The organism is Streptomyces sp. NBC_01314 (assembly GCF_041435215.1).
In the GTDB taxonomy this organism is placed as follows: domain Bacteria; phylum Actinomycetota; class Actinomycetes; order Streptomycetales; family Streptomycetaceae; genus Streptomyces.
This window is the reverse complement of sequence record NZ_CP108394.1, coordinates 2477602-2499248: the sequence shown is the minus strand read 5'-3', so window position 1 is coordinate 2499248 and position 21647 is coordinate 2477602. Positions and strand designations below refer to the sequence as shown.

General features: G+C 72.8%; 19 protein-coding genes. 17 read left to right on the top strand and 2 right to left on the bottom strand.

Annotated elements, in window-relative coordinates; translation table 11 throughout:
* Positions 1-151: 151 nt before the first annotated feature.
* On the top strand, positions 152-1726 hold the full coding sequence (locus OG622_RS11070; protein WP_371575313.1) for an NCS1 family nucleobase:cation symporter-1: 1575 nt from the start codon (positions 152-154) through the stop codon (positions 1724-1726).
* 49 nt (positions 1727-1775) lie between these two features.
* Here OG622_RS11070 and OG622_RS11065 read toward each other — a convergent pair whose 3' ends face one another.
* Positions 1776-2447, bottom strand: coding sequence for a hypothetical protein (locus tag OG622_RS11065; RefSeq protein WP_371584064.1), 672 nt, complete (start codon positions 2445-2447; stop codon positions 1776-1778).
* 283 nt (positions 2448-2730) lie between these two features.
* Here OG622_RS11065 and OG622_RS11060 point away from each other — a divergent pair, with 283 nt between their 5' ends.
* From OG622_RS11060 to OG622_RS10995, 14 genes are all read left to right on the top strand, one after another.
* Positions 2731-3351, top strand: a complete 621-nt coding sequence (locus OG622_RS11060) for a DUF4232 domain-containing protein (RefSeq protein WP_371575311.1) — start codon at positions 2731-2733, stop codon at positions 3349-3351.
* 40 nt (positions 3352-3391) lie between these two features.
* The gene (locus OG622_RS11055) at positions 3392-4222 is read left to right on the top strand and encodes a class I SAM-dependent methyltransferase (RefSeq protein WP_371575309.1); all 831 of its coding nucleotides are present in this window, start codon (positions 3392-3394) and stop codon (positions 4220-4222) included.
* A 91-nt stretch (positions 4223-4313) separates the two neighbouring features.
* Positions 4314-6176 carry a gamma-glutamyltransferase family protein gene (locus OG622_RS11050; protein ID WP_371575307.1) on the top strand — a complete coding sequence of 621 codons (1863 nt, stop codon included), beginning with the start codon at positions 4314-4316 and terminating at the stop codon, positions 6174-6176.
* A 138-nt stretch (positions 6177-6314) separates the two neighbouring features.
* Positions 6315-7160 carry an inositol monophosphatase gene (locus OG622_RS11045; RefSeq protein WP_371575305.1) on the top strand — a complete coding sequence of 282 codons (846 nt, stop codon included), beginning with the start codon at positions 6315-6317 and terminating at the stop codon, positions 7158-7160.
* A gap of 323 nt (positions 7161-7483) precedes the next feature.
* Positions 7484-8896, top strand: coding sequence for a phytoene desaturase family protein (locus OG622_RS11040; protein WP_371584063.1), 1413 nt, complete (start codon positions 7484-7486; stop codon positions 8894-8896).
* A gap of 109 nt (positions 8897-9005) precedes the next feature.
* Positions 9006-10073, top strand: a complete 1068-nt coding sequence (locus tag OG622_RS11035; RefSeq protein WP_371575303.1) for an SCO3242 family prenyltransferase — start codon at positions 9006-9008, stop codon at positions 10071-10073.
* 33 nt (positions 10074-10106) lie between these two features.
* Positions 10107-10955 carry a sugar phosphate isomerase/epimerase family protein gene (locus OG622_RS11030; RefSeq protein ID WP_371575301.1) on the top strand — a complete coding sequence of 283 codons (849 nt, stop codon included), beginning with the start codon at positions 10107-10109 and terminating at the stop codon, positions 10953-10955.
* Between the two features lie 59 nt (positions 10956-11014).
* On the top strand, positions 11015-11881 hold the full coding sequence (locus OG622_RS11025; protein ID WP_371575298.1) for an EboA domain-containing protein: 867 nt from the start codon (positions 11015-11017) through the stop codon (positions 11879-11881).
* Positions 11882-11942: 61 nt separating this feature from the next.
* Positions 11943-12797 carry a TatD family hydrolase gene (locus OG622_RS11020; protein WP_371575296.1) on the top strand — a complete coding sequence of 285 codons (855 nt, stop codon included), beginning with the start codon at positions 11943-11945 and terminating at the stop codon, positions 12795-12797.
* 12 nt (positions 12798-12809) lie between these two features.
* The gene (eboE, locus tag OG622_RS11015; protein ID WP_371575294.1) at positions 12810-13976 is read left to right on the top strand and encodes a metabolite traffic protein EboE; all 1167 of its coding nucleotides are present in this window, start codon (positions 12810-12812) and stop codon (positions 13974-13976) included.
* Between the two features lie 96 nt (positions 13977-14072).
* Positions 14073-15473, top strand: coding sequence for an alkaline phosphatase family protein (locus tag OG622_RS11010; protein WP_371575292.1), 1401 nt, complete (start codon positions 14073-14075; stop codon positions 15471-15473).
* A 155-nt stretch (positions 15474-15628) separates the two neighbouring features.
* Positions 15629-15901, top strand: a complete 273-nt coding sequence (locus OG622_RS11005; protein ID WP_371575291.1) for a hypothetical protein — start codon at positions 15629-15631, stop codon at positions 15899-15901.
* Positions 15898-16407 carry an O-acetyl-ADP-ribose deacetylase gene (locus OG622_RS11000; RefSeq protein WP_371575289.1) on the top strand — a complete coding sequence of 170 codons (510 nt, stop codon included), beginning with the start codon at positions 15898-15900 and terminating at the stop codon, positions 16405-16407. The genes OG622_RS11005 and OG622_RS11000 overlap by 4 nt, the downstream gene beginning before the upstream one ends.
* Before the next feature lie 520 nt (positions 16408-16927).
* Positions 16928-17413 (top strand): hypothetical protein, encoded by a 486-nt coding sequence (locus OG622_RS10995; RefSeq protein ID WP_371575287.1) that lies wholly within the window; start codon positions 16928-16930, stop codon positions 17411-17413.
* Between the two features lie 93 nt (positions 17414-17506).
* Here the strand turns inward: OG622_RS10995 and OG622_RS10990 are convergent, their stop codons facing one another.
* Positions 17507-17875 (bottom strand): ArsR/SmtB family transcription factor, encoded by a 369-nt coding sequence (locus OG622_RS10990; protein WP_371575285.1) that lies wholly within the window; start codon positions 17873-17875, stop codon positions 17507-17509.
* A gap of 57 nt (positions 17876-17932) precedes the next feature.
* Here OG622_RS10990 and OG622_RS10985 point away from each other — a divergent pair, with 57 nt between their 5' ends.
* On the top strand, positions 17933-19960 hold the full coding sequence (locus tag OG622_RS10985; protein WP_371575283.1) for a heavy metal translocating P-type ATPase: 2028 nt from the start codon (positions 17933-17935) through the stop codon (positions 19958-19960).
* 157 nt (positions 19961-20117) lie between these two features.
* The gene (locus tag OG622_RS10980; protein ID WP_371575281.1) at positions 20118-21614 is read left to right on the top strand and encodes an AlkA N-terminal domain-containing protein; all 1497 of its coding nucleotides are present in this window, start codon (positions 20118-20120) and stop codon (positions 21612-21614) included.
* Positions 21615-21647 lie beyond the last annotated feature (33 nt).

The window sequence follows — 21647 nt, the reverse complement described above, 5'->3', positions numbered from 1 at the left end:
GAACCAGCCGCCCCACCCCCGGCACCATCCGCGTTACTGTCCGACCCCCCCCCACACCTTGTCTCCCTTCCCTCCGCCGTCCCGGAGGGAAGGGGCCCAAGGCCTCCGCACGGCCTTTCTCTCCCGTCCCGTCTCCCTGATTGGCCTGCCCATGACCGAAACAGTCCCCACGGGGTCGTCGATAGCCCAGTCCGCCGACTCGTCCGGCCGGATCGAGCTGGCCCCCGAGGCCTTCCCCGCCGACAGCCCCTTCGCCAATGAGGACCTGCGCCCCGTACCCGTCTCCGAGCGCAAGTGGACGACGTACAACTTCGCGGCGCTGTGGATCTCCATGGCCCACTGCATCCCCAGCTGGACCCTGGCCTCCGGCCTGGTCGCCCTCGGTATGGACTGGAAGCAGGCCGTCTTCACCATCGCCCTGGCCAACATCATCGTGCTGCTGCCGATGCTGGCCACCGGGCACGCCGGACCCAAGTACGGCATCCCCTTCCCGGTGCTCGCCCGCGCCTCCTTCGGACTGCGCGGGGCCAACATCCCGGCGCTGATCCGCGCGGCCGTCGCCTGCGGCTGGTTCGGCATCCAGACGTGGATCGGCGGCTCCGGCATATTCGCGCTCGGCTCCAAGCTCACCGGTGGTGAGTGGGAGAAGGCCGGGCAGATCGCGGGCAACCCCTGGCCGCTGTGGCTCTGCTTCATCCTCTTCTGGGCGCTGCAGATAGCGATCATCTACCGCGGCATGGACTTCCTGCGGCACTTCGAGAACTGGGCCGCGCCCTTCGTGATCGTCGGCGCGCTCGTGCTGCTGATCTGGATCGCGGTCAAGGCCGACGGGTTCGGCGCGCTGCTCGACCAGCCGTCCAAGCTCGGCTGGGGCCCCGACTTCTGGCCGGTCTTCTTCCCGTCCCTGATGGGAATGATCGGTTTCTGGGCGACTCTGTCCCTGAACATCCCTGACTTCACCCGCTTCGGCGCCAGTCAGAAGGCGCAGACCTGGGGCCAGTCCCTGGGCCTGCCGACCACGATGACCCTCTTCGCCGTCCTCGCCGTGCTGGTCACCTCCGGCTCCGAGGTCGTCTACGGCGAGGCCATCTGGGACCCGGTCGCGCTGGCGGCCAAGGCCGACAACGCCTTCGGTCTGCTCTTCGCGCTGATCATCGTGCTGGTCGCGACCATCTCCGTGAACATCGCGGCGAACGTGGTCTCACCGGCGTACGACCTGGCGAACCTCGCGCCGAAGCTCATCAACTTCCGTACGGGCGCGCTCATCACGGGTGTGCTCGGCATCCTGATCTTCCCGTGGAAGCTGATCTCCACGCCCGAGTTCTACATCTTCACCTGGCTCGGCGTGGTCGGCGGTCTGCTCGGCACGGTCGCGGGCATCCTTATCGCCGACTACTGGATCATCCGCCGTACCGTCCTGCACCTCGCGGACCTGTACACGCCCGGCGGGCGCTACTGGTACGTGAACGGCTGGAACTGGCGGGCCATAGTGGCCTTCGTGGTGGGCGGTGTCCTCGCGGTCGGTGGCTCGTACTCGACCGTCTCCGAGGCCGGCGTGTCCTCGGGACCGTTCCCGCACGACGGCATGATCCCGTTCCTCAAGCCGCTCGCCGACTACGGCTGGGCGGTGGGCCTGGGCACGGCGATCGTGCTGTACGTGGCGCTGATGGCCGGGGAGAGGAAGAAGGCGCAGGACCGGACGGAGAAGGAGCAGGTGACCGTCTGACGGCGGCCGTGACCGTGGGCGGCGGTGGCCGTGCCGGAGGAACCCACCCTTACCGGGCGTCCTTCAGCACGGCCGCCGCCTCTTTCGCGGCCTTGATGGCGCCCTTGTTGATCTCGTCCGTGCCGGGCGCCTTCTGGGACTCGAAGTCGCTGCCGTTGTAGGTGACGACCACCAGGGCGTTGGACATGCGGACGTACACCACGCCCTCGCGGGTCTGCTGCTTGTCCTCGGTGGTGAGATTCACCACCGAGTAGGCCTCGTCACCGAGGCCGGGTACGGCGCCGCCGCCACTCTTGTCCGTGGTGCGTGTCTTGTAGGCGCTTTCAGCCTTGTCGTCCGATTGCTGGATCTCGTACGAGACGTCGAGCCAGCGGTAGTCGAAGCCGTTGAGCGCGTTCCATGAACAGGTGCGGCGCACGGACTCGTTGGTCGACGCGATCTCCTTGCCGGCCGTCTTCGCGCCCGGAACAAGGGATTTGACCATTTTTGTCGAGACGCCGGAGCAGGGTGACGGTGCCTTCGCGTACGTCTTGGACGCGGCCGATGTCGACGGCGCGGACTCGGAGGTCGAGACGGGCTTCGACGCGGTGTCCCGGGTGGAGTCCTCCCCGGCCGGGCTCGCGGACAGCGGACCGGACGACAACGCCCAGCCCGCGGTGGCGAGTACGGCGACCGGCAGCAGTCGCGCGGTGAGGGCGAGCGGCAGAGGGAGATCACGCACGGCGCACTTCTCGGGGTCGAGGCGGCGGTACCGCCGGGCGGTGGGGTACGTCAGTGTCACACGACTATCTGTGGGACGAAAGTCCGGACTCTTTCCATGTATACGTGGCGACAGGGCATCGTGGTTCAGCTCGGCTCGTGATTCAAGGTCCGGTCGTGGTTCGGGTCCGGTCGTGGTTCACGTCGGTTCGTGGTCCAGGGCGCGGGTGCCGCCCTCGGGTCGGCGGCCTTCGTGTCGACGGCGGAGTCGCGGCTTCCGCCGGGGTGCGTGTCAGGATCGGCCCATGATCCCGATACGCGGCCGTAGGGCCTCCCGCGCGATCCTTGTGGCGGCACTCACCCTGGCCGTCGGCGGCTGCGGACTCTCGGAGGAACTGGACCGCGAGCGCGACCCCGACCGTGCGGCGCCCTCGGCCCCGGTCTCGCCGGCGGCCACGGACGGGCCCGAGGCGACGGCGGCCTGCCCGCCCTCGGGGGTGCGGATGGTCCCCGGCCTCGTGGAATCGGCGATGGGGCTGCGGGCGATGGGTGTGACCCTCACGAACTGCGGCACGGTGCTGTACACCGTCAACGGCTACCCGGCGATCGAGGTGCTCGACGAGGACGGCGAGCCCTACGCCGACGTACGCGTCCTGCAGGGTACGCGGCACATCACCACCGGCGTGCCGGACTTCGGCCCGCACGTCGTCACCCTGAAGCCCGGCGAGTCCGCCAGGACCGAACTGGTCTGGCGCAACACGGTCACCGAGGCGGACATACCCGCCGTCAACGCCCTGTACCTGCGCATAGCCCCGCTGTCGGACAGGCCCGCCGAAGTGATCACCCCCGAGGGCGGCATCGACCTCGGCAACACGGGCCGCCTCGCCACGACGGCGTGGGCGCAGGTCACCGGGGAGGGGTCTTAACCAGTTGCGGAGCCATCGGGGCGATCAGCACCCTGGGTGCATGAAGCGGTCACCGTACGCCACCGAGCCCCGACTCCCGTCCCTGCGCGAGGAGATCCTCGCCTACTACGAGCAGGGGAAGGAGGACGCGCGCCTCAGACAGGGCACCGGGCGGCTGGAGTTCTGGCGGACGCAGGACGTGCTGCGGCGGCTGCTGCCGGAGGCTCCTGCTCGGGTGCTCGATGTCGGCGGGGGCACGGGCATCCACGCCGAGTGGCTGGCGGAGGACGGCCACGAGGTCGAGGTCGTCGATCCCGTGCCGATGCACGTGGAGCGGTCCGGACGGCTGCCCGGGGTCACCGCCCGGCTCGGGGACGCCCGCGCGCTGCCCGCCGAGGACGCCGCGTACGACGTCGTGCTCTTCCTCGGGCCGCTCTATCATCTGCCCGAACGCCCGGACCGGGTAAGGGCGTTGGCCGAGGCCCACCGGGCCGTTCGCCCGGGTGGTGTGGTGGTCGCGGCCACGATCAACCGGTTCGCGGGGCTCAACGACACCCTCCTGCAAGGGAACTACTTCATCCCGGAGCGCCGTGAACGCATTGACGCCGTTTCGGTCGATGGCCGGCACGGGTACTCGTCGGCGGACCCACACTTCACCACCGCCTACTTCGCCGACCCGGCCGAGGTACCCGGCGAGTTCACCGAGGCCGGGCTCGCACACGAGGGGCAGTACGGCGTCGAGGGTGTCGCCTGGCTGATGGGCGGGGTGGAGGAGTGGCTCGACGACCCGGAACGCCGGGAGGCGGTGCTGGCCGCGACCCGGCGGATCGAGTCGGAGCCGTCGCTGCTGGGGGCGAGCGGGCATGTGCTGACGGTGGGGCGGCGTTCCTGAGGGCACCGCCGGGGCGTCGTCGCTCCTGAGAGGGCCTTCCGGGGACTGCGTACGATCATCGGACGTCCGTCGCGCAGTGAGGAGCCCGCCCGTGTTCACCACCCGACCGACGCTCCAGGGGACCTTCGGCATGGTGGCCTCCACGCACTGGCTCGCCTCCCAGTCGGCGATGGCGGTCCTGGAGGACGGCGGCAACGCGTTCGACGCGGCCGTGGCGGCGGGCTTCGTCCTGCACGTCGTGGAACCCCACCTCAACGGGCCCGCCGGCGAGGTGCCCATCGTGCTCGCGCCCGCGGACGGCGAGGTCCGGGTGCTGTGCGGACAGGGCGTCGCGCCGGCCGGGGCGACCGCCGAGCACTACCGGGGGCTCGGTCTGGAGCTGGTACCCGGCACGGGGCCGCTGGCCGCCGCCGTGCCGGGCGCGTTCGACGCGTGGATGCTCCTCCTGCGCGACCACGGCACCAAGGACCTGGCCGACGTCCTGAAGTACGCCATCGGGTACGCGGAGGACGGCCACGCGCCCGTGGAGAACGTGGGGGCGACGGTCGAGTCCGTGCGGGTCCTCTTCGAGAAGGAGTGGCTGTCGTCGGCGCGGGTGTACCTGCCGGGCGGGCGGGCGCCCCGTCCCGGCGAGCTGTTCCGCAACCCGGCCCTGGCCGCGACCTGGCGAAGGCTGCTCGCCGAGGTCGAGGGGGCGGGCGACCGGGAGGCCCGTATCGAGGCGGCGCGCGAGGTGTGGCGCTCCGGCTTCATCGCCGAGGCCCTCGTCCGGCAGGCCGGGCGGCCCACCCTGGACACCAGCGGCGACCGGCACACCGGGACGCTCACCCTGGCCGACCTCGCCGCCTGGTCCGCGTCCTACGAGGCCCCGGCGAGGTACGACTGGAACGGCTGGACCCTGTGCAAGGCCGGCCCCTGGAGCCAGGGCCCGGTGCTCCTCCAGCAACTCGCCCTGCTGCCGCCCGAACTGCCCGCGTACGGGTCCGCCGACTATGTGCACCTGCTCATCGAGGGCTGCAAGCTCGCCATGGCGGACCGTGAGGCCTGGTACGGGGACGCGGCGCCGGTACCGCTCGACGCGTTGCTGTCCGACGAGTACAACGCCGCGCGGCGCGCGCTCGTCGGCGACACGGCGTCGTACGAGCTGCTGCCCGGCGGTCCGGGCGGCCGTACCCCGCGACTGAGCGCGCACGCGCGCGTGGTCCCCACCGACGAGGCGGGCCCCGGCCTCATGGGGGCCGGTGAGCCCACGGTCGCGAAGGGGCTCGGGGGAGTCGGTGAGCCCACCGTCGCCACAAGTCCTCGGTCACCCGTGCCGGGGGAGCCCGAGGTCGCGGCGGACGGAAGCACCAGGGGCGACACCTGCCACCTCGACATCGTCGACCGCTGGGGCAACATGGTCGCCGCCACGCCCAGCGGCGGCTGGCTGCAGTCCAACCCGGTGGTGCCCGAGCTGGGCTTCCCGCTCGGCACCCGGCTGCAGATGGCCTGGCTGGACGAGGGACTGCCCAACTCCCTCACCCCCGGCCGTCGGCCGCGCACCACGCTCACCCCGTCGCTGGCCCTGCGCGACGGAGTCCCGGTCATGGCCTTCGGCACACCCGGCGGTGACCAACAGGACCAGTGGCAGCTGCACTTCTTCCTCGCGGTCGCCCTCCGCCCGCCGGTCCGCGGCGGACTCGACCTCCAGGGCGCCATCGACGCCCCGAACTGGCACAACGACAGCTTCCCCGGCTCCTTCTACCCGCGCGGCATGCGGCCCGGCAGCGTCACCGTCGAGTCCCGGACGCCCCCGGAGACGGTTGCCGAGCTGCGCCGTCGCGGCCACGACGTCGTCGTCGGCGAGGCCTGGTCGGAGGGCAGACTGTGCGCGGTCGCACGGGACCCGGCGAGCGGGGTGCTGTCGGCGGCGGCGAATCCGCGCGGGATGCAGGGGTACGCGGTCGGGCGCTGAGACCGGGGCGCCGGACGAGTTCCGAGGCCGGTCCTCGGCTCGCGGTGGACGACGGCCCGCACCGGGTATTCACGGCGATTCCATACCGAATACACCGAACGGGTGGGGATTGTCAGTGCCGCGTGCTGTCATGGAGACATGATCGAAGACCACGAAACCATCGACGAGTTTCTCGCCCGGCATGCCTCGGACGTCGAGGAAGCGATCCGCAAGGCAGCCGCCGCGGAGATCATGCCGCGCTTCCGGCAGCTCGCCGCGCACGAGGTCGACCAGAAGAACGGCCCGCACGACCTGGTGACCGACGCCGACCGCAAGGCCGAGCTGTATCTGACGGAGGCGCTCTCCGCGCTGCTGCCCGGCTCGGTCGTGGTCGGCGAGGAGGCGGTGCACGCCGATCCCGCGTCGTACGAGGCGATCCAGGGCGACGCGCCGGTCTGGATCGTCGACCCGGTGGACGGCACCCGCCAGTTCGTGAACGGCGAACCGGGCTTCTGCACCCTCGTCGCCCTCGCCCAGGGCGGAGTCCTGCGCGCCTCCTGGACCTACGCACCCGCCCTCGACCGGCTCGCCGTGGCGATACGAGGCCGGGGTGCCACCGTCGACGGCGAGCCCCTGCGCGCCGGCTCGCCCGACCCCGGCCGGGACCTCGATATCGCCACCTCCCACCCGGACTACACCACGGAGGAGCAGAAGCGGGCCCTGCTCGGCCTCTGGACGGACGGCGTGGCCCCGCGGGCCTGCGGTTCGGCCGGGCTGGAGTATCTCGCCATCGCCGAGGGCCGGTTGGACGCGACCGCGTTCTCCTGGGAGGCCGCCTGGGACCACGCGGCCGGCCTCCTTCTCGTCGAAGAGGCGGGCGGCGCCCACCTCACCCTGGCCGGCGAACCCTTCCGGATAACCGGCGGCAACGCACTCCCGTTCACCACGGCCCGGGACGCGGCCACGGCCCGCCGGGTGGCGGGGCTGCTGTCGGGCGGAGCCTGACCCGAGGGCCGGGGGCTGGGGTAGTCGACGGTCGGGGGCTGTGGCCCGGGGAGCTTTGTCCGGTCGGCTCGGGCGACCGGGGTGCCTCCCTCCCGGTGGTCGTGGTCGTGGTCGTGGCCGAGCGGTGAAGCGGAACGCGGCGAAGCGGGGCCGCCGGCGGGGGCCCATCCTTGAAGCGGAACCGGCGCGTCCGCCGACGGGACCCACCCTTGCCCGGGCCTGTCGGTGGCCGGGCATATCCTGAGCGCAGGTCTGTCCGCGGGCGGGGATTCCGTCGGCGGAGCACGACCATCGGCTGACGAAGGGGTCCGGACGTGCCGTCGATGCTCGACGCGGTGGTGGTGGGGGCGGGGCCGAACGGCCTGACGGCTGCCGTGGAGCTGGCCCGCCGCGGGTTCTCCGTGGCCGTGTTCGAGGAGAAGCCCACCGTGGGAGGGGGCTCCCGCACCGCGGAGCTCACCCTGCCCGGTTTCCGCCACGACCCCTGCGCCGCCGCGCACCCGCTCGGCGTCAACTCGCCCGCGTTCAAGGCGATGCCGCTCCACCGCTACGGCCTGGAGTGGCTGCACGCGGAGCTGCCCATGGCGCACCCCTTCCCCGACGGCTCGGCCGCCGTGCTGTCGCGCTCGGTGGGGGAGACGGCCGCCTCGTTCGGGCCCCGTGACGCGGGCGCGTACCGCAGGCTGGTCGAGCCGTTCCTGCCCAAGTGGGACACGCTCGCCCGGGACTTCATGTCGCTGCCGCTGTCCTCGCTGCCCCGCGACCCGGTCACCCTCGCCCGTTTCGGCCTGGTGGGGCTGCCGCCGTCGACGTGGCTGATGCGCCGCTTCAAGGACGAACGGGCCAAGGCCCTGTTCGCCGGGCTCGTCGCCCATGTCATCGCCCCGCTCGGCGGAATCGCCACCGGCGCCGTCGGCCTGGTCTTCGCGCTGGCCGCACACGCCGCGGGCTGGCCCGTCGCCCGGGGCGGCTCGCAGGCCATCTCCGACGCGCTCACCGCGTATCTGAAGGATCTCGGCGGCACCGTCCACACCGACTACGAGGTCAAGCGCCTGGACGACCTGCCGCCCGCGCGCGCGTACGTCTTCGACACCTCACCCACCGCGCTGGCCCGGATCGCGGGCTTGGGCAGCTACTACCAGCCCTACCGCTACGGCGCGAGCGTCTTCAAGCTCGACTACGCGCTGGACGGCCCCGTGCCGTGGACCGCCGAGGAGGCGCGCAGGGCCGGGACCGTTCAGGTCGGGGCGAGCAAGGCCGAGATCGGCGCGGCGCTCGACGCGGCCTCCCGGCACGGCCGGGCGCCCGACGCGCCGTTCCTGATCACCGTGCAGCCCAGCCTGGCCGATCCGAGCCGGGCGCCCGAGGGCAAGCACGTCTTCTGGGCGTACGGCCATGTCCCGAACGGCTGGACGGGCGATCTGACGGACCCCGTCGAGCGGCAACTGGAGCGTTTCGCCCCGGGGTTCCGCGACCGCGTCCTGGCCCGTGCCACCGCGGGCCCGCCCGAGCTCGCCGCGCACAACGCGAACTACGTGGGCGGCGACATCGCCTGCGGCGCCGCCTCCGGACTGCAACTGCTGCTCCGCCCCAAGCTCTCGCTCCACCCGTACAGCACCCCGCACCCGGCCGTCTTCATCTGCTCCTCGGCGACCCCGCCGGGCCCCGGTGTGCACGGCATGTCGGGACACAACGCGGCCAAGGCGGTCTGGCGGAGGCTGCGTCAGGAACCCTGAGACGCCATCGGCGAGAGGTCGCCGGCGCGCAGTGCGACGTCCACGGACCGAAAAGGTCTTCACAGGTTCTCCATGTGAATGTTCAAGTCATATGGGTAAGTTTGCCGCCATGGAAGATCGGAGAGCGGTACCGGGCTCCGGCTCGCGGCCTGCCGTGAGCCTCGCCGACCTCGCACAACTCGTGCGCGCACCGGCCGCGTTGAGCGTCCCGGGCGACGTCCTCGCCGGCGCCGCCGCCGCCGGGCACCCGCTGGGTGCGCGGACGTTCGGCGTGATGGGGTCGTCCGTCTGCCTCTACTGGGCCGGCATGGCCCTCAACGACTACGCCGACGCCACGATCGACGCGGTCGAGCGCCCCGGGCGCCCCGTCCCGTCGGGCCGTGTCCCGCGCCGTACCGCCCTCGCCGTCGCGGGCGCCCTGACCGCCGGGGGCCTCGCGCTCGCCGCGGCCGCCGGGGGCCGCCGGAGCCTGTTGGGAGCGCTTCCACTGGCCGGCGCTGTCTGGGCGTACGACCTGAAGCTCAAGTCGACCCCGGCGGGCCCGGCCGCCATGGCCTCCGCGCGGGCCCTGGACGTCCTCGCGGGCGCCCTGGCCGCCGGGCGCGGCCCGGACCGTACGACCCGAACCGGTACCGCCCTGCTGCGCGGCGCCGTCCCCGCCGCGCTGGTCGGCGCCCACACCTACACGCTGACCGTGCTCAGCCGCCACGAGATCTCGGGCGCCCCCGCCCGGCTGCCGGCCGCGACCCTCGCCGCCTCCACGACCACCGCCCTCGCCGCCGCACTCCCGGCCGTCCGCACAGCCGTCGCCTGGCGCGCCGGGCGTCTGGCGGAGCGCGACGGGACCACCGCCGCGCGGTCCGGCACGACCGCCGGGTCGACCGGGACGCGGGGCCGGGCCGTGACCGCCCGTGTGTCGCCCTCGGCCGCGGCACGGGCCGTCGTGGTCGCCGCCGGGGCCCTCGCCTACCTCGGCAGCTACGGAACGGCGCAGGCCCGTGCCGTACGGGAACCGTCGGGCGAGAACGTACGGCGGGCCGTCGGGGCCGGGATCCTCGGGCTGATGCCCCTGCAGGCGGCGCTGACCGCACGGAGCGGAGCCACGGCCGCGGCGGCCGCCCTGGGCGTCGTACACCCCCTCGCGCGGCGACTCGCCCGGCGCATATCCCCCACCTGAACCAGAACAGACCTCCGCAGGAGGAAAGCCGGGATGACCCCGCCCCCCACACCCCTCAGATTCGGCTACGGCACCAACGGCTTCACCAACCACCGGCTCGGCGACGTCCTCGCGGTCCTCGCCGACCTCGGCTACGACGGCGTCGCGCTCACCCTCGACCACGGCCACCTCGACCCGTACGCGGACGACCTGCCCCGGCGGGTGGACGCGGTCGCCCGGGACCTGGCGCGCCACGGACTCGACGTGACGGTCGAGACCGGCGCCCCCTACCTCCTCGACGCCTGGGGCAAGCACCACCCGACACTCATGGCGGACGGGGCCGAGCGCAGGATCGACCTGTTGCGGCGGGCCGTACACATCGCCGCCGACCTCGGCTCGCCCACCGTCCATCTGTGCAGCGGCCCCGCGCCGGACGACGGCCTGCCGGAGCGGGACGCGTGGAAGCGGCTCGCGGCGGGCGTCGAGACCGTCCTGGAGACGGCGGCGGAGCACGGTGTCTCGCTGGCCTTCGAGCCGGAGCCGTACATGTTCGTCGACACCGTGGAACGGTGCCTGGAACTCGCCGGGATGGTCGGCGGACACGAGCTGTTCGGGATCACCCTCGACGTGGGCCACGCGCACTGTGTGGAGGACCGGACGGTTCTGGAGTGCGTCCGCCTCGCCGCCCCGCGCCTGATGAACGTGCAGATCGAGGACATGCGGCGGGGCGTCCACCAGCACCTCGAACTCGGCACAGGCGAGATCGACTTCCCACCTGTGCTCGCCGCCCTCCAGGACCTCGGTCACCGCGGACTGGTCTCCGTGGAGATCCAGGGCGGTTCCCTCGACGCCCCCGAAGTGGCCCGTCGCTCGCTGGACTTCCTCCGCGCGGCGACGGCCTGACCCGATACGACGGCCCCCGTTCCGTCACGTTCTCCACCCCCCCCAGAGGTTGTTCCGTCATGCTCTCCACAGGGATGCCGCTCTCAGAGTCGGCCGAACCGCCCGATCCCCGCACCCTCCTCACCCACCACACGCTGGACGCGACGGCCCGTGCCTGGCTCGACGAGGCCGTGGCCCGCGTCACCGACCGGCCCGCCGCGATCCGGACCCTGTTCCCCGCCGCCCGAAGACGCTGTGGCCGCGCGCGGCTGGACACGCACTTGACCGTCGACGAGGCGGCCCGCGCCGTCCTGCTCGTCGCGCTGCCGCTGGGCGGACAGCCGCTCGCCGACGAACTCGCGGGCCTCTTCCGCCACGGCGACCCGGCCGAACAGCGGGCCGTCCTACGGGCCCTGCATCTGTTCGCCGGCCTCCAGGACGGCGACCCCGCCCGGGAACCCCTCGGCGACCTCGCCCTGCCGCTCGTCCGCGAAGCCCTGCGCGGCAACGACAGCAGCCTCATGGAGGCCGCCCTCGGGCCGTACGGGGCCGGCCGCCTTCCGGACGCCGAGTACCGGCAGGCCGTGCTGAAGTGCGTCTTCCACGAGATCCCGCTGGACCGGACAGCCGGTCTCGCCGCCCGTGCCGACGCCGAACTCGCCCGTATGCTCGCCGACTTCGCGCACGAACGGGTCGCCGCCGGACGGGGTGTACCGGCGGACATCTGGCCCGTCGTCCGCGCTTTCCCCGCCGCCGGCGGGCTCACCGACAGGCTCACCGCCGAGACGCGGGCCGCCGCGCCCAACCGCCGCGAGGCCGCCGAGCGCGCCCTGCGGGCGCTCCAGCGACCCACCGCCTCCCTGGCCACGGCCCAGAGCACCGCCCCCGGAGCCGCCGCGCAGAGCGTCACCTCCGAGGCCTCTGCCAAGAACGCCGTCTTCCCGTAGGACACCGCCGTCGCGTCCCGTCGGCATCGCTCACCGAACAACCCGAGGAAAAGGCCTGCCCGTGCGCATCTTCGACCCCCACATCCACATGACCTCCCGCACCACCGACGACTACGAGGCGATGTACGCGGCGGGGGTGCGTGCCGTCGTCGAGCCGGCCTTCTGGCTGGGCCAGCCCCGCACCTCGCCCGAGAGCTTCTACGACTACTTCGACGCGCTGCTCGGCTGGGAGCCCTACCGGGCCGCCCAGTTCGGCATCCAGCACTTCTGCACGATCGCGCTCAACCCCAAGGAGGCCAACGACCCGCGCTGCCGGCCCGTGCTGGACGAGCTGCCCCGCTACCTCGCCAAGGACCGGGTCGTCGCCGTCGGCGAGATCGGCTACGACTCCATGACGCCGGAGGAGGACGAGGCGCTCGCGCTCCAGCTGCAGTTCGCCATCGAGCATGAACTGCCCGCCCTCGTGCACACCCCGCACCGCGACAAGGCCGCCGGTACCCGCCGGACCCTGGACGTCGTACGGGAGTCGGGCATCGCCCCCGAACTCGTCGTCCTCGACCACCTCAACGAACTGACCGTCGGCACGGTCCTCGACAGCGGCTGCTGGGCCGGGTTCTCGATCTACCCGAGGACCAAGATGAGCGAGGACCGCATGGTGGCCATCCTCCAGGAGCACGGCACCGACCGCGTACTCGTCAACTCGGCCGCCGACTGGGGCAGTTCGGACCCGCTCAAGACCCGGAAGACCGCCGACGCCATGCTCGCGACCGGGTTCGACGACGACGCCGTGGACCGGGTGCTGTGGCGCAACCCCGTCGCCTTCTACGGGCAGAGCGGCAGACTGGACCTCGACGAGCCCAAGCCGGACGAGGAGTCGAGCTTCCAGGGCAACTCCATCCGGCGCGGCGGGGAATGAGGGCTCTCGGTCATGCGATTCCGGCACCCGGACGGCACCGCCGTCCACCTCGGCTACTGCAGCAACGTCCACCAGGCGGAGGACCTCGACGGCGTCCTCGCCCAACTCGCCGACCACGCGGAACCGGTGCGCGAGCGCCTCGGCGTCGACCGGCTGGGCATCGGGCTCTGGCTCGCCCGTGACGTGGTGGCCCAACTGGTGGCCGAACCGGGTGAGTCGAAGCGCCTCAAGGACGAACTCACCGTGCGCGGCCTGGAGACCGTCACCCTCAACGCCTTCCCGTACGCCGGGTTCCACCGTGAGGTGGTCAAGAAGGACGTCTATCTTCCCGACTGGGCGGACGAGGCCCGACTGCGGCACACCCTCGACTGCGCCCGCGTGCTCGCCGAGCTCCTCCCGGACGACGCCGAGCGCGGCAGCGTCTCCACACTGCCGCTGGCCTGGCGCACGCCCTGGCCGCCGGACCGCGCCGACACCGCCCGCCGCGCCCTGGACCGGCTCACCGCCGGGCTCGCCGGAATCGAGTCGGACGCCGGCCGCCGTATCCGGGTCGGCTTCGAACCGGAGCCCGGCTGCGTCGTGGAGACCACCGCCCAGGCCGTACGGGAACTGCGCGGCCTCGACCCCGAGCGGCTCGGAGTCTGCCTCGACGCCTGCCACCTCGCCGTACAGTTCGAGGAGCCGGGCGCTGCCCTGCGGCGCCTCGCGGACGCCGGGCTGCCCGTCGTCAAGCTCCAGGCGTCCTGCGCGGTCGAGGCCACCGACCCGGCCGACCCCGCCGCCCGCGCGGCCCTGCGGCGCCTCGCGGAGCCGCGCTTCCTGCACCAGACGCGTACGGCGGTGGAGCAGGAGGCCCCGGAGGTGCGGGGCGTCGACGATCTGCCGGACGCGCTGGACGGGGGCCTGCCCACAGACACCGGGCCCTGGCGCGTCCACTTCCACGCCCCGCTGCACGCCGACCCCGAACCGCCGCTGCGCACCACCGCCGACCAGCTGAGCCGGGTCCTGGCCGGACTGCTCGGCGGTGCCTCGGCCGACTGCGACCACATCGAGGTCGAGACCTACACCTGGTCCGTCCTCCCCGAACCGCCCACCGACCTGCCCGGCGGCATCGCCGCCGAACTCGCCTGGGCCCGCGACCGGTTGACCGGCCTGGGCCTCAAGGAGGACCAGCAGTGAGTATCCGAACCGGCCGTACAGGGCCACCAGCGACGACCGGCGCCGCCTCGCCCGGGGGCCACCGATGAGCACTCGCACCAGCCGCAGGGAGAACCGATGAGTACCCGACCCAACCGGCTCGTCGTCCTCGACATCGTCGGCCTCACGCCCAAGCTGCTCAAGCACATGCCCGCCGTGGCCGCCCTCGGTGAGCGCGGCTTCCGGGCCCGGCTCGACCCCGTACTGCCCGCCGTGACCTGCGCGGTGCAGTCCACGTTCCTCACCGGCGAACCGCCCGCCGGGCACGGGGCGGTGGGCAACGGCTGGTACTTCCGGGACCTCGGCGAGGTGCTGCTGTGGCGCCAGCACAACGCGCTCGTCGGCGGCGAGAAGATCTGGGAGACCGCCCGCAGATCCGACCCCGACTACAAGGTCGCCAACATCTGCTGGTGGTACGCGATGGGCGCGGACGTCGACCTCACCGTCACCCCCCGGCCGATCTACTACTCCGACGGCCGCAAGGAACCCGACTGCTACACCTGGCCGCCGACCCTGCACGACGAACTCACCGACCGGCTGGGCCCCTTCCCCCTGTTCACCTTTTGGGGCCCCAACGCCGGCATGCCCTCCACCCAGTGGATCCTCGGCGCCGCCCGCCAGGTCTTCGACGAGCACGACCCGGACCTCACCCTCGTCTACATCCCCCAACTCGACTACGAGCCCCAGCGCTCCGGCCCCGACTCACCCGCCACGGTCCAGGAGGCCCGCCGACTCGACGACGCCCTGCGCCCCTTGATCGACCACTTCCTCGGCGAGGGCGCCACGGTGGTCGCACTCAGCGAGTACGGCATCACCCCCGTCTCCCGACCCGTGGACATCAACCGGGCCCTGCGCCGGTCCGGCCTGCTCCAGGTGCACACCCAGGACGGCATGGAGTACCTCGACCCCTGGACCTCACGGGCCTTCGCCGTCGCCGACCACCAGATCGCCCACGTCTACGTACGGGACCCGGCCGACACGGCGGAGGTCGCCAAGATCCTCGCCGAACTCGACGGCGTGGACCAGGTGTTGGACGCCGAGGGCAAGGCGGCCCACGGCCTGGACCACGAACGCTCCGGCGAACTGGTCGCGATCGCCGACCCCGACGCCTGGTTCACCTACTACTACTGGCTCGACGACGAACGCGCCCCCGACTTCGCCCGCCAGGTCGAGATCCACCGCAAACCCGGCTACGACCCCGCCGAGCTGCTGTACGACGAGACCGTACCCGCGGTGAAGCTCCGCGCGATCGGCCAGGTCGCCCGCAAGAAGCTGGGCCTGCGCTACCGCATCAGCACGGTGCCGCTGAACCCCGCCGGTGTCAGCGGCAGCCACGGGCGCCTCCCCGCCGACCCCGACGACGGGCCCGTGCTGCTGTGCTCCAGCAGCGAGCTCACCCGTGAGGCGTACGCCGCCACCGAGATCAAGTCCCTGCTGCTGGGGCTCGCGGGACTGAACGACGAAGGGCGATCCGCCTGACGGCCGATCCTCCTCCGGACGAGTGGACCCCGGCATGTGGCCCGGCGCCGTGGAGGAACTGCCGAGCCATCGGGCCGTCGCGCACTGAGGGCTGCGGCGGATCGCCACGGAAGACGCGAGGTCGCGAGGTCGCGAGGACGTGCGCATGTGCGGACGTGCGGGTTGCGGAGGTGGCGGTCGCGGGCGTCCGTATCCGTGCCGACGAGGGCGAGGGCGTGATCGTGTCGGTCCAGGTCGCCCACCGCGACCCGTCCGCCTTTGCCGGCCCCGGCGCACCGGACGTCCGCCGCGACACCACCGGCCATCCGGCCTTCGGCCACGGACCGCACCAGGGCATATGCCGGTCCCTGGCCCGTGCGGGGGCCCGTCGGCGGCCCGCCATATTGGGAGGCTCGCTCGTCCCGTCGGCTGATATAGAGGCGGCATGACCACCATCACCCTCGTCCGGGGCGACATCACCCAGCAGTCCGTCGACGCCATCGTCAACGCCGCGAACTCCTCCCTCCTCGGCGGGGGAGGAGTGGACGGCGCGATCCACCGGCGTGGCGGCCCCGCCATCCTGGCCGACTGCCGCAAGCTCCGCGCCTCTTACTACGGCAAAGGCCTCCCGACCGGCCAGGCCGTCGCCACGTCGGCGGGCGAGCTGGACGCGCGCTGGGTGATCCACACCGTCGGCCCGGTCCACAGCCAGAGCCTCGACCGCTCCGCCCTCCTCGTCTCCTGCTACCGCGAATCCCTGCGCGTCGCCGACGAGTTGGGAGCCCGCACGGTCGCCTTCCCCGCCGTGTCCGCCGGCGTCTACGGCTGGCCGATGGAGGACGCCGCCCGCATCGCCGTGCAGACCGTCCGCGCAACGGAGACGTCGGTCGAGGAGGTCCGGTTCGTCCTGTTCGACGACGAGGCGTACGCGGCGTTCGCCGAACAGGCGGGATGACGGTTCACGGGTCTCCGGGCGAGGCATGACGGTCGTGCGGACCCCCGGAAGCGCCCCGGCGCGCGCCGCCTGCGCGCGCCCTGACGGACGGACGGCCGGAGCGTGTCGAACGGAGTCGTACAGGGCTGCCCAGCCGGCGAAACTGCCTGGTCAACGTCGTCGGTGCGGCTGATGGACAGGCCCTTGCCCGGCTCCATGATCGGTTGCGGCGGGCCCTGTCTCCTCCCACGGTGAGCGCAAAGGACAGCAGCTTCGAAGGAACGTGCATGCGCGCCCTCGTCTCCCGTGGTCTCCTCCTGTCACCCCTGGTCTGCGGAGCAGTGGTCTTCGGACCGGTCGGCACCGCCACCGCGGCCGTCGACGCGGGCCGCACCGCCTCGGACCGCACGTCGATGGGGATCGCCGCGGTCCCCGAACCTGATCTGGACGCGCTCTTCGACGCGTTGGACGCGGAGATCGACGCGCTCCTGCGAAGGAGGAGGCCGACGCGGACGCCCTCGTCGACCAGGAGCTCACCGAAGTGGACGCGCTCCTCGCACGGCTCGACCTCGACATGGACGGGCTGTTGGCGGACCTCGACGCGGACGCGGACACGGACACGGGCACGGACGTCGATACCGACGCGGACGTGCTGCTCGGCCAGCTGGATCTGCTCGACCGCATGGATCAGAGCGACGTACTCGCCCCGCTGCTGGACGAGTTGACCACCATCGCCAAGCTGGACGCCGACCAGCTCGACGCGGCCCAGGCGGCCCGGCATGCCGCGGCGCTCCGGGCGGCCAACACCACCGTGCAGCAGCGGTTGCAGAAGCTGAAGGCAGCGGCCCCGGCCACCACCGACAGCGCCGCCGCGGCGGCCGACCCGGTCGCGGATCTGCCGGCCACGCTCCAGGCCGCGGTCGACGCCCTTCTCAAGGCGCTGACCTCGCTCGACCTGGGCGCCGTACTGGGCGCGGTGACCGGTCTGCTCGCGCCGGTCCTCGGAGTCGTCACCGGTCTCCTGTAGCCGGTCCTCGGCCTGGTCACCGGCCTGCTCGGTGGTGTCCTCGGCGGCCTGACGCCCGCGACACCGCCGGCGCTTCCCGCGACGTGACCGCCCTCAGTCCCCGTCCGGTGCGTCGCTGAGCCCCAGCTTCAGGTGCTCGACGTGGTAGACGGCCTGGTCCAGCAGCTCGGCGACATGGTGGTCGTGCAGCGCGTACACCACCGAACGGCCCCGCCGCTCGCCCACGACCAGGCCGAGGTTGCGCAGCAGACGCAGCTGGTGGGAGCAGGCGGACTGTTCCATCCCGACCTCGGCGGCCAACTCGGTCGCCGGGAGCGGGCCTTCGCGCAGTCGGGCCAGGATCAGCAGGCGGGACGGGGTGGAGAGGGCCTGGAGGGTGGTGGCCACCTTGGCGACGTTGGCCGCGTCCAGGCGCACGCGAGGGGTGGCGTCCTGCGCTGAGGTGACGGCTCCATGACCCATGGCGCATATCTTACCCATCGCACATGAAGGCATGAACGAGTCTTCATGTGTTCCTGTATGGTGGGCCGCGTGTCTGCCACCCTCGCCCCGTCACCGGCCCGCCGTACGTCCGCGCCGCCGACCCCCCGCCGCCGTACCCGGATCCTCGCCCTGCCCGAGGCCCGCTGGGCGCTGGCGTCGACCGTCGCCTTCCTGCTCGCCTTCCCGCTGGACCTCGCCGGCGCCTCCGCCTGGCTGTACGGCCCGCTCTACGCGATCGCGTACGTGGCCGGCGGCTGGGAACCCGCGCTCGAAGGGCTGCGGGCCCTGCGCGAGAAGAGCCTCGACGTCGACCTGCTGATGATCGTCGCGGCGCTGGGCGCGGCCGCGATCGGCCAGGTCCTCGACGGCGGCCTGCTGATCGTCATCTTCGCCACCTCCGGTGCCCTGGAGGCCCTGGCCACCGCCCGCACCGCCGACTCGGTACGGGGGCTCCTCGATCTCGCGCCCACCACGGCCACCCGGCTGTCGGCGGACGGCTCCACCGAGGAGACCGTGCCCGCCGAGCGACTCGCCGTGGGCGACGTGGTGCTGGTCCGTCCCGGCGAGCGCATCGGCGCCGACGGGCAGGTCCTGGAGGGGGAGAGCGAGGCCGACCAGGCCACCATCACCGGCGAGCCGCTGCCCGTCACCAAGCTCCCGGGCGACGAGGTCTTCGCGGGCACCCTCAACGGCACGGGCGTGCTGCGCGTCCGCGTCGCACGGGACCCGGCCGACTCCGTGATCGCCCGCATCGTGAGCCTGGTCGAGGAGGCCTCCCGCACCAAGGCGCCCACCCAGCTGTTCATCGAGAAGGTCGAACAGCGGTACGCCGTCGGCGTCGTCGTCGCCACCCTCGCCGTCTTCGGAATCCCGCTGGCCTTCGGCGAGGACCTCACGGCCGCGCTGCTCCGCGCCATGACCTTCATGATCGTGGCCTCCCCCTGCGCGGTCGTCCTCGCCACCATGCCGCCGCTGCTCTCCGCCATCGCCAACGCCGGCCGCCACGGTGTGCTGGTCAAGTCCGCCGTCGCCATGGAGCGGCTGGGCGAGATCGATGTCGCCGCCCTCGACAAGACCGGCACGCTCACGGAGGGGACGCCCGAGGTCACGGCCGTACGGCCGCTGCGGGGGTCCGGGCTCGACGAGGACGGGCTGCTGGCGCTGGCCGCGGCCGCCGAGCATCCCAGTGAGCATCCGCTGGCCCGTGCGGTGGTGGCCGCCGCCGGGGCCAGGGGGCTGAGGGTGGCCGCCGCCGAGGACTTCGTGGCCACGCCCGGGCGGGGAGTTCGGGCGACCGTCGAGGGGCGTGTGGTGACTGTGGGGCGGCCGGGGGAGAGCGGAGGCGGCGCCTCCGGAGGCGGGATCGACGACGCGGGAATCGGTGACGGTGGGATCGACGACGCGGGAATCGGTGACGGTGGGATCGGTGACGGTGGGGACTTCGCGGGGACGACGGTCGTCGTCACGCGGGACGGGGGTGCCGTCGGGACGCTCACCCTGGCCGACCGTCTGCGGCACGACGCGCCCGCCGCGGTGGCGGCGCTCGCCGCCGTGACCGGGGCGTCCGCGGTCCTGCTGACCGGGGACAACGCGCGTGCCGCCGCCCGGGTGGCGGCGGACACCGGGATCGCCGACGTCAGGGCCGGGCTGTTGCCGGAGGGCAAGGTGACGGCCGTACGGGAGCTGCAGGGCGGGGGCCGCAAGGTGCTGTTCGTCGGGGACGGGGTCAATGACGCGCCCGCGCTCGCCGCCGCGCACTCCGGTGTGGCGATGGGGCGGGCCGGGTCCGATCTCGCGCTGGAGACCGCGGACGCGGTGGTGGTGCGGGACGAGCTGGGAACGATCGCGGCGGTGGTGCGGTTGTCGCGGGCGGCTCGGCGGCTGGTGGTGCAGAACCTGGTGATCGCGGGGGTCTGCATCGCCGTACTCGTGGTGTGGGATCTGGTGGGGCATCTGCCGTTGCCCCTCGGGGTGGCCGGGCACGAGGGGTCCACGGTGGTGGTGGGGCTCAACGGGCTGCGGTTGCTGCGAGAGTCCGCCTGGCGGCAGGCTGCGCGCGCCTGAGGGGGAGGGGGGCCTGTGGTGAGGCGGCTGTGGGTCGGTTGAGGTTGGTCGCGCAGTTCCCCGCACCCCTGTGGGTCTCGGCGGTCACCAGGTCGGGCCTGCCTCGATGTCGTATTCTCGCCAGCCCTCCGCCCCCTCCCTCCCCGATGCTTGAGTCATGCGGAACGGGATGTACACGGATACGGAGCGGTGTGTGCGGGCCGTGCGGTCGAAGGACGCGCGGTTCGACGGATGGTTCTTCACGGCCGTGGTGACCACGCGGATCTACTGTCGGCCCAGTTGCCCGGTCGTACCGCCGAAGGCGGAGAACATGACGTTCTATCCCAGTGCGGCGGCGTGTCAGCAGGCCGGGTTCCGGGCGTGCAAGCGGTGTCGGCCGGACACGAGTCCCGGGTCGCCCGAGTGGGACCAGCGGGCGGACCTCGTGGCGCGGGCGATGCGGCTGGTGGGGGACGGCGTGGTGGACCGGGAGGGCGTGCCGGGGCTGGCGCGGCGACTCGGCTACAGCTCCCGGCAGATCGAGCGACAGCTGCTGGCCGAGTTGGGCGCGGGGCCCCTGGCGCTCGCCCGTGCGCAGCGGGCGCAGACCGCGCGGCTGCTGATCGAGACGACCGCGCTGCCGATGGCGGAGATCGCGTTCGCCGCCGGGTTCGCGTCGATCCGGACGTTCAACGACACCGTGCGGGAGGTCTTCGCGCAGTCGCCGAGCGAACTGCGCGAGCGGGCCACCCGGTCGGCCCGGCAGCGTTCCGACTCCCCCGGTGCGTCAGGGGTGTTGAGCCTCCGGCTGCCGTTCCGGGCCCCGCTCAACCCCGACAACCTCTTCGGTCACCTCGCCGCGACCGCCGTACCCGGGGTGGAGGAGTGGCGCGACGGCGCGTACCGGCGCACCCTCCGTCTGCCGTACGGCCACGGCATCGTGGGCCTCACACCTGAGCCCGACCACATCGCCTGCCGGCTCACCCTCGGCGATCTGCGTGACCTGCCCGTCGCCATCAGCCGCTGCCGCCGCCTGCTCGACCTGGACGCCGACCCGGTCGCCGTCGACGAGCAGCTGCGTACCGACCCCGTGCTCGCGCCGCTGGTGGACAAGGCGCCGGGGCGCCGGGTGCCGCGTACCGTCGACGAGGCCGAGTTCGCCGTACGGGCGGTGCTCGGTCAGCAGGTGTCCACGGCCGCGGCCCGGACGCACGCGGCCCGGCTGGTCATCGCGCACGGCGAACCGGTCGACGACCCCGAGGGTGGTCTCACCCATCTCTTCCCGTCCCCCGAGGCGCTGGCGACCGTCGACCCCGAGACCCTCGCGATGCCCCGCACCCGCCGGACCACCTTCACCACCCTGGTACGGCAACTCGCGCACAACGAGCTGCACTTGGGCGTCGACAGCGACTGGTCGCAGACCCGTGCCCGCCTTCTCGCCCTCCCCGGCTTCGGGCCCTGGACCGTCGAGGTCATCGCCATGCGGGCCCTCGGGGACCCGGACGCCTTCCTCCCCGGCGACCTCGGCATCCGGCGCGCGGCCCAGGAGCAGGGCCTTCCGTCCACCCCGGCGGCCCTCACGGCCCGTGCGGCGGCCTGGCGGCCGTGGCGGGCGTACGCGGTCCAGTATCTGTGGGCGACGGACAGCCACCCCATCAACTTCCTTCCCGTCTGAGCCCGTTCCGGGCGGACACACCTCTCAAGGACC

What these genes read in the sequence shown, in the direction of transcription:
- OG622_RS11070 (WP_371575313.1), top strand. Translation starts at nt 152, where the DNA reads ATGACCGAAACAGTCCCCACGGGGTCGTCGATAGCCCAGTCCGCCGAC.
- OG622_RS10980 (WP_371575281.1), top strand. Translation starts at nt 20,118, where the DNA reads ATGCGGAACGGGATGTACACGGATACGGAGCGGTGTGTGCGGGCCGTG.
- OG622_RS11060 (WP_371575311.1), top strand. Translation starts at nt 2,731, where the DNA reads ATGATCCCGATACGCGGCCGTAGGGCCTCCCGCGCGATCCTTGTGGCG.
- OG622_RS11010 (WP_371575292.1), top strand. Translation starts at nt 14,073, where the DNA reads ATGAGTACCCGACCCAACCGGCTCGTCGTCCTCGACATCGTCGGCCTC.
- OG622_RS11035 (WP_371575303.1), top strand. Translation starts at nt 9,006, where the DNA reads ATGGAAGATCGGAGAGCGGTACCGGGCTCCGGCTCGCGGCCTGCCGTG.
- OG622_RS11040 (WP_371584063.1), top strand. Translation starts at nt 7,484, where the DNA reads ATGCTCGACGCGGTGGTGGTGGGGGCGGGGCCGAACGGCCTGACGGCT.
- OG622_RS11025 (WP_371575298.1), top strand. Translation starts at nt 11,015, where the DNA reads ATGCTCTCCACAGGGATGCCGCTCTCAGAGTCGGCCGAACCGCCCGAT.
- OG622_RS11055 (WP_371575309.1), top strand. Translation starts at nt 3,392, where the DNA reads ATGAAGCGGTCACCGTACGCCACCGAGCCCCGACTCCCGTCCCTGCGC.
- OG622_RS11000 (WP_371575289.1), top strand. Translation starts at nt 15,898, where the DNA reads ATGACCACCATCACCCTCGTCCGGGGCGACATCACCCAGCAGTCCGTC.
- OG622_RS10990 (WP_371575285.1), bottom strand. Translation starts at nt 17,875, where the DNA reads ATGGGTCATGGAGCCGTCACCTCAGCGCAGGACGCCACCCCTCGCGTG.
- OG622_RS11045 (WP_371575305.1), top strand. Translation starts at nt 6,315, where the DNA reads ATGATCGAAGACCACGAAACCATCGACGAGTTTCTCGCCCGGCATGCC.
- eboE (WP_371575294.1), top strand. Translation starts at nt 12,810, where the DNA reads ATGCGATTCCGGCACCCGGACGGCACCGCCGTCCACCTCGGCTACTGC.
- OG622_RS11030 (WP_371575301.1), top strand. Translation starts at nt 10,107, where the DNA reads ATGACCCCGCCCCCCACACCCCTCAGATTCGGCTACGGCACCAACGGC.
- OG622_RS10985 (WP_371575283.1), top strand. Translation starts at nt 17,933, where the DNA reads ATGGTGGGCCGCGTGTCTGCCACCCTCGCCCCGTCACCGGCCCGCCGT.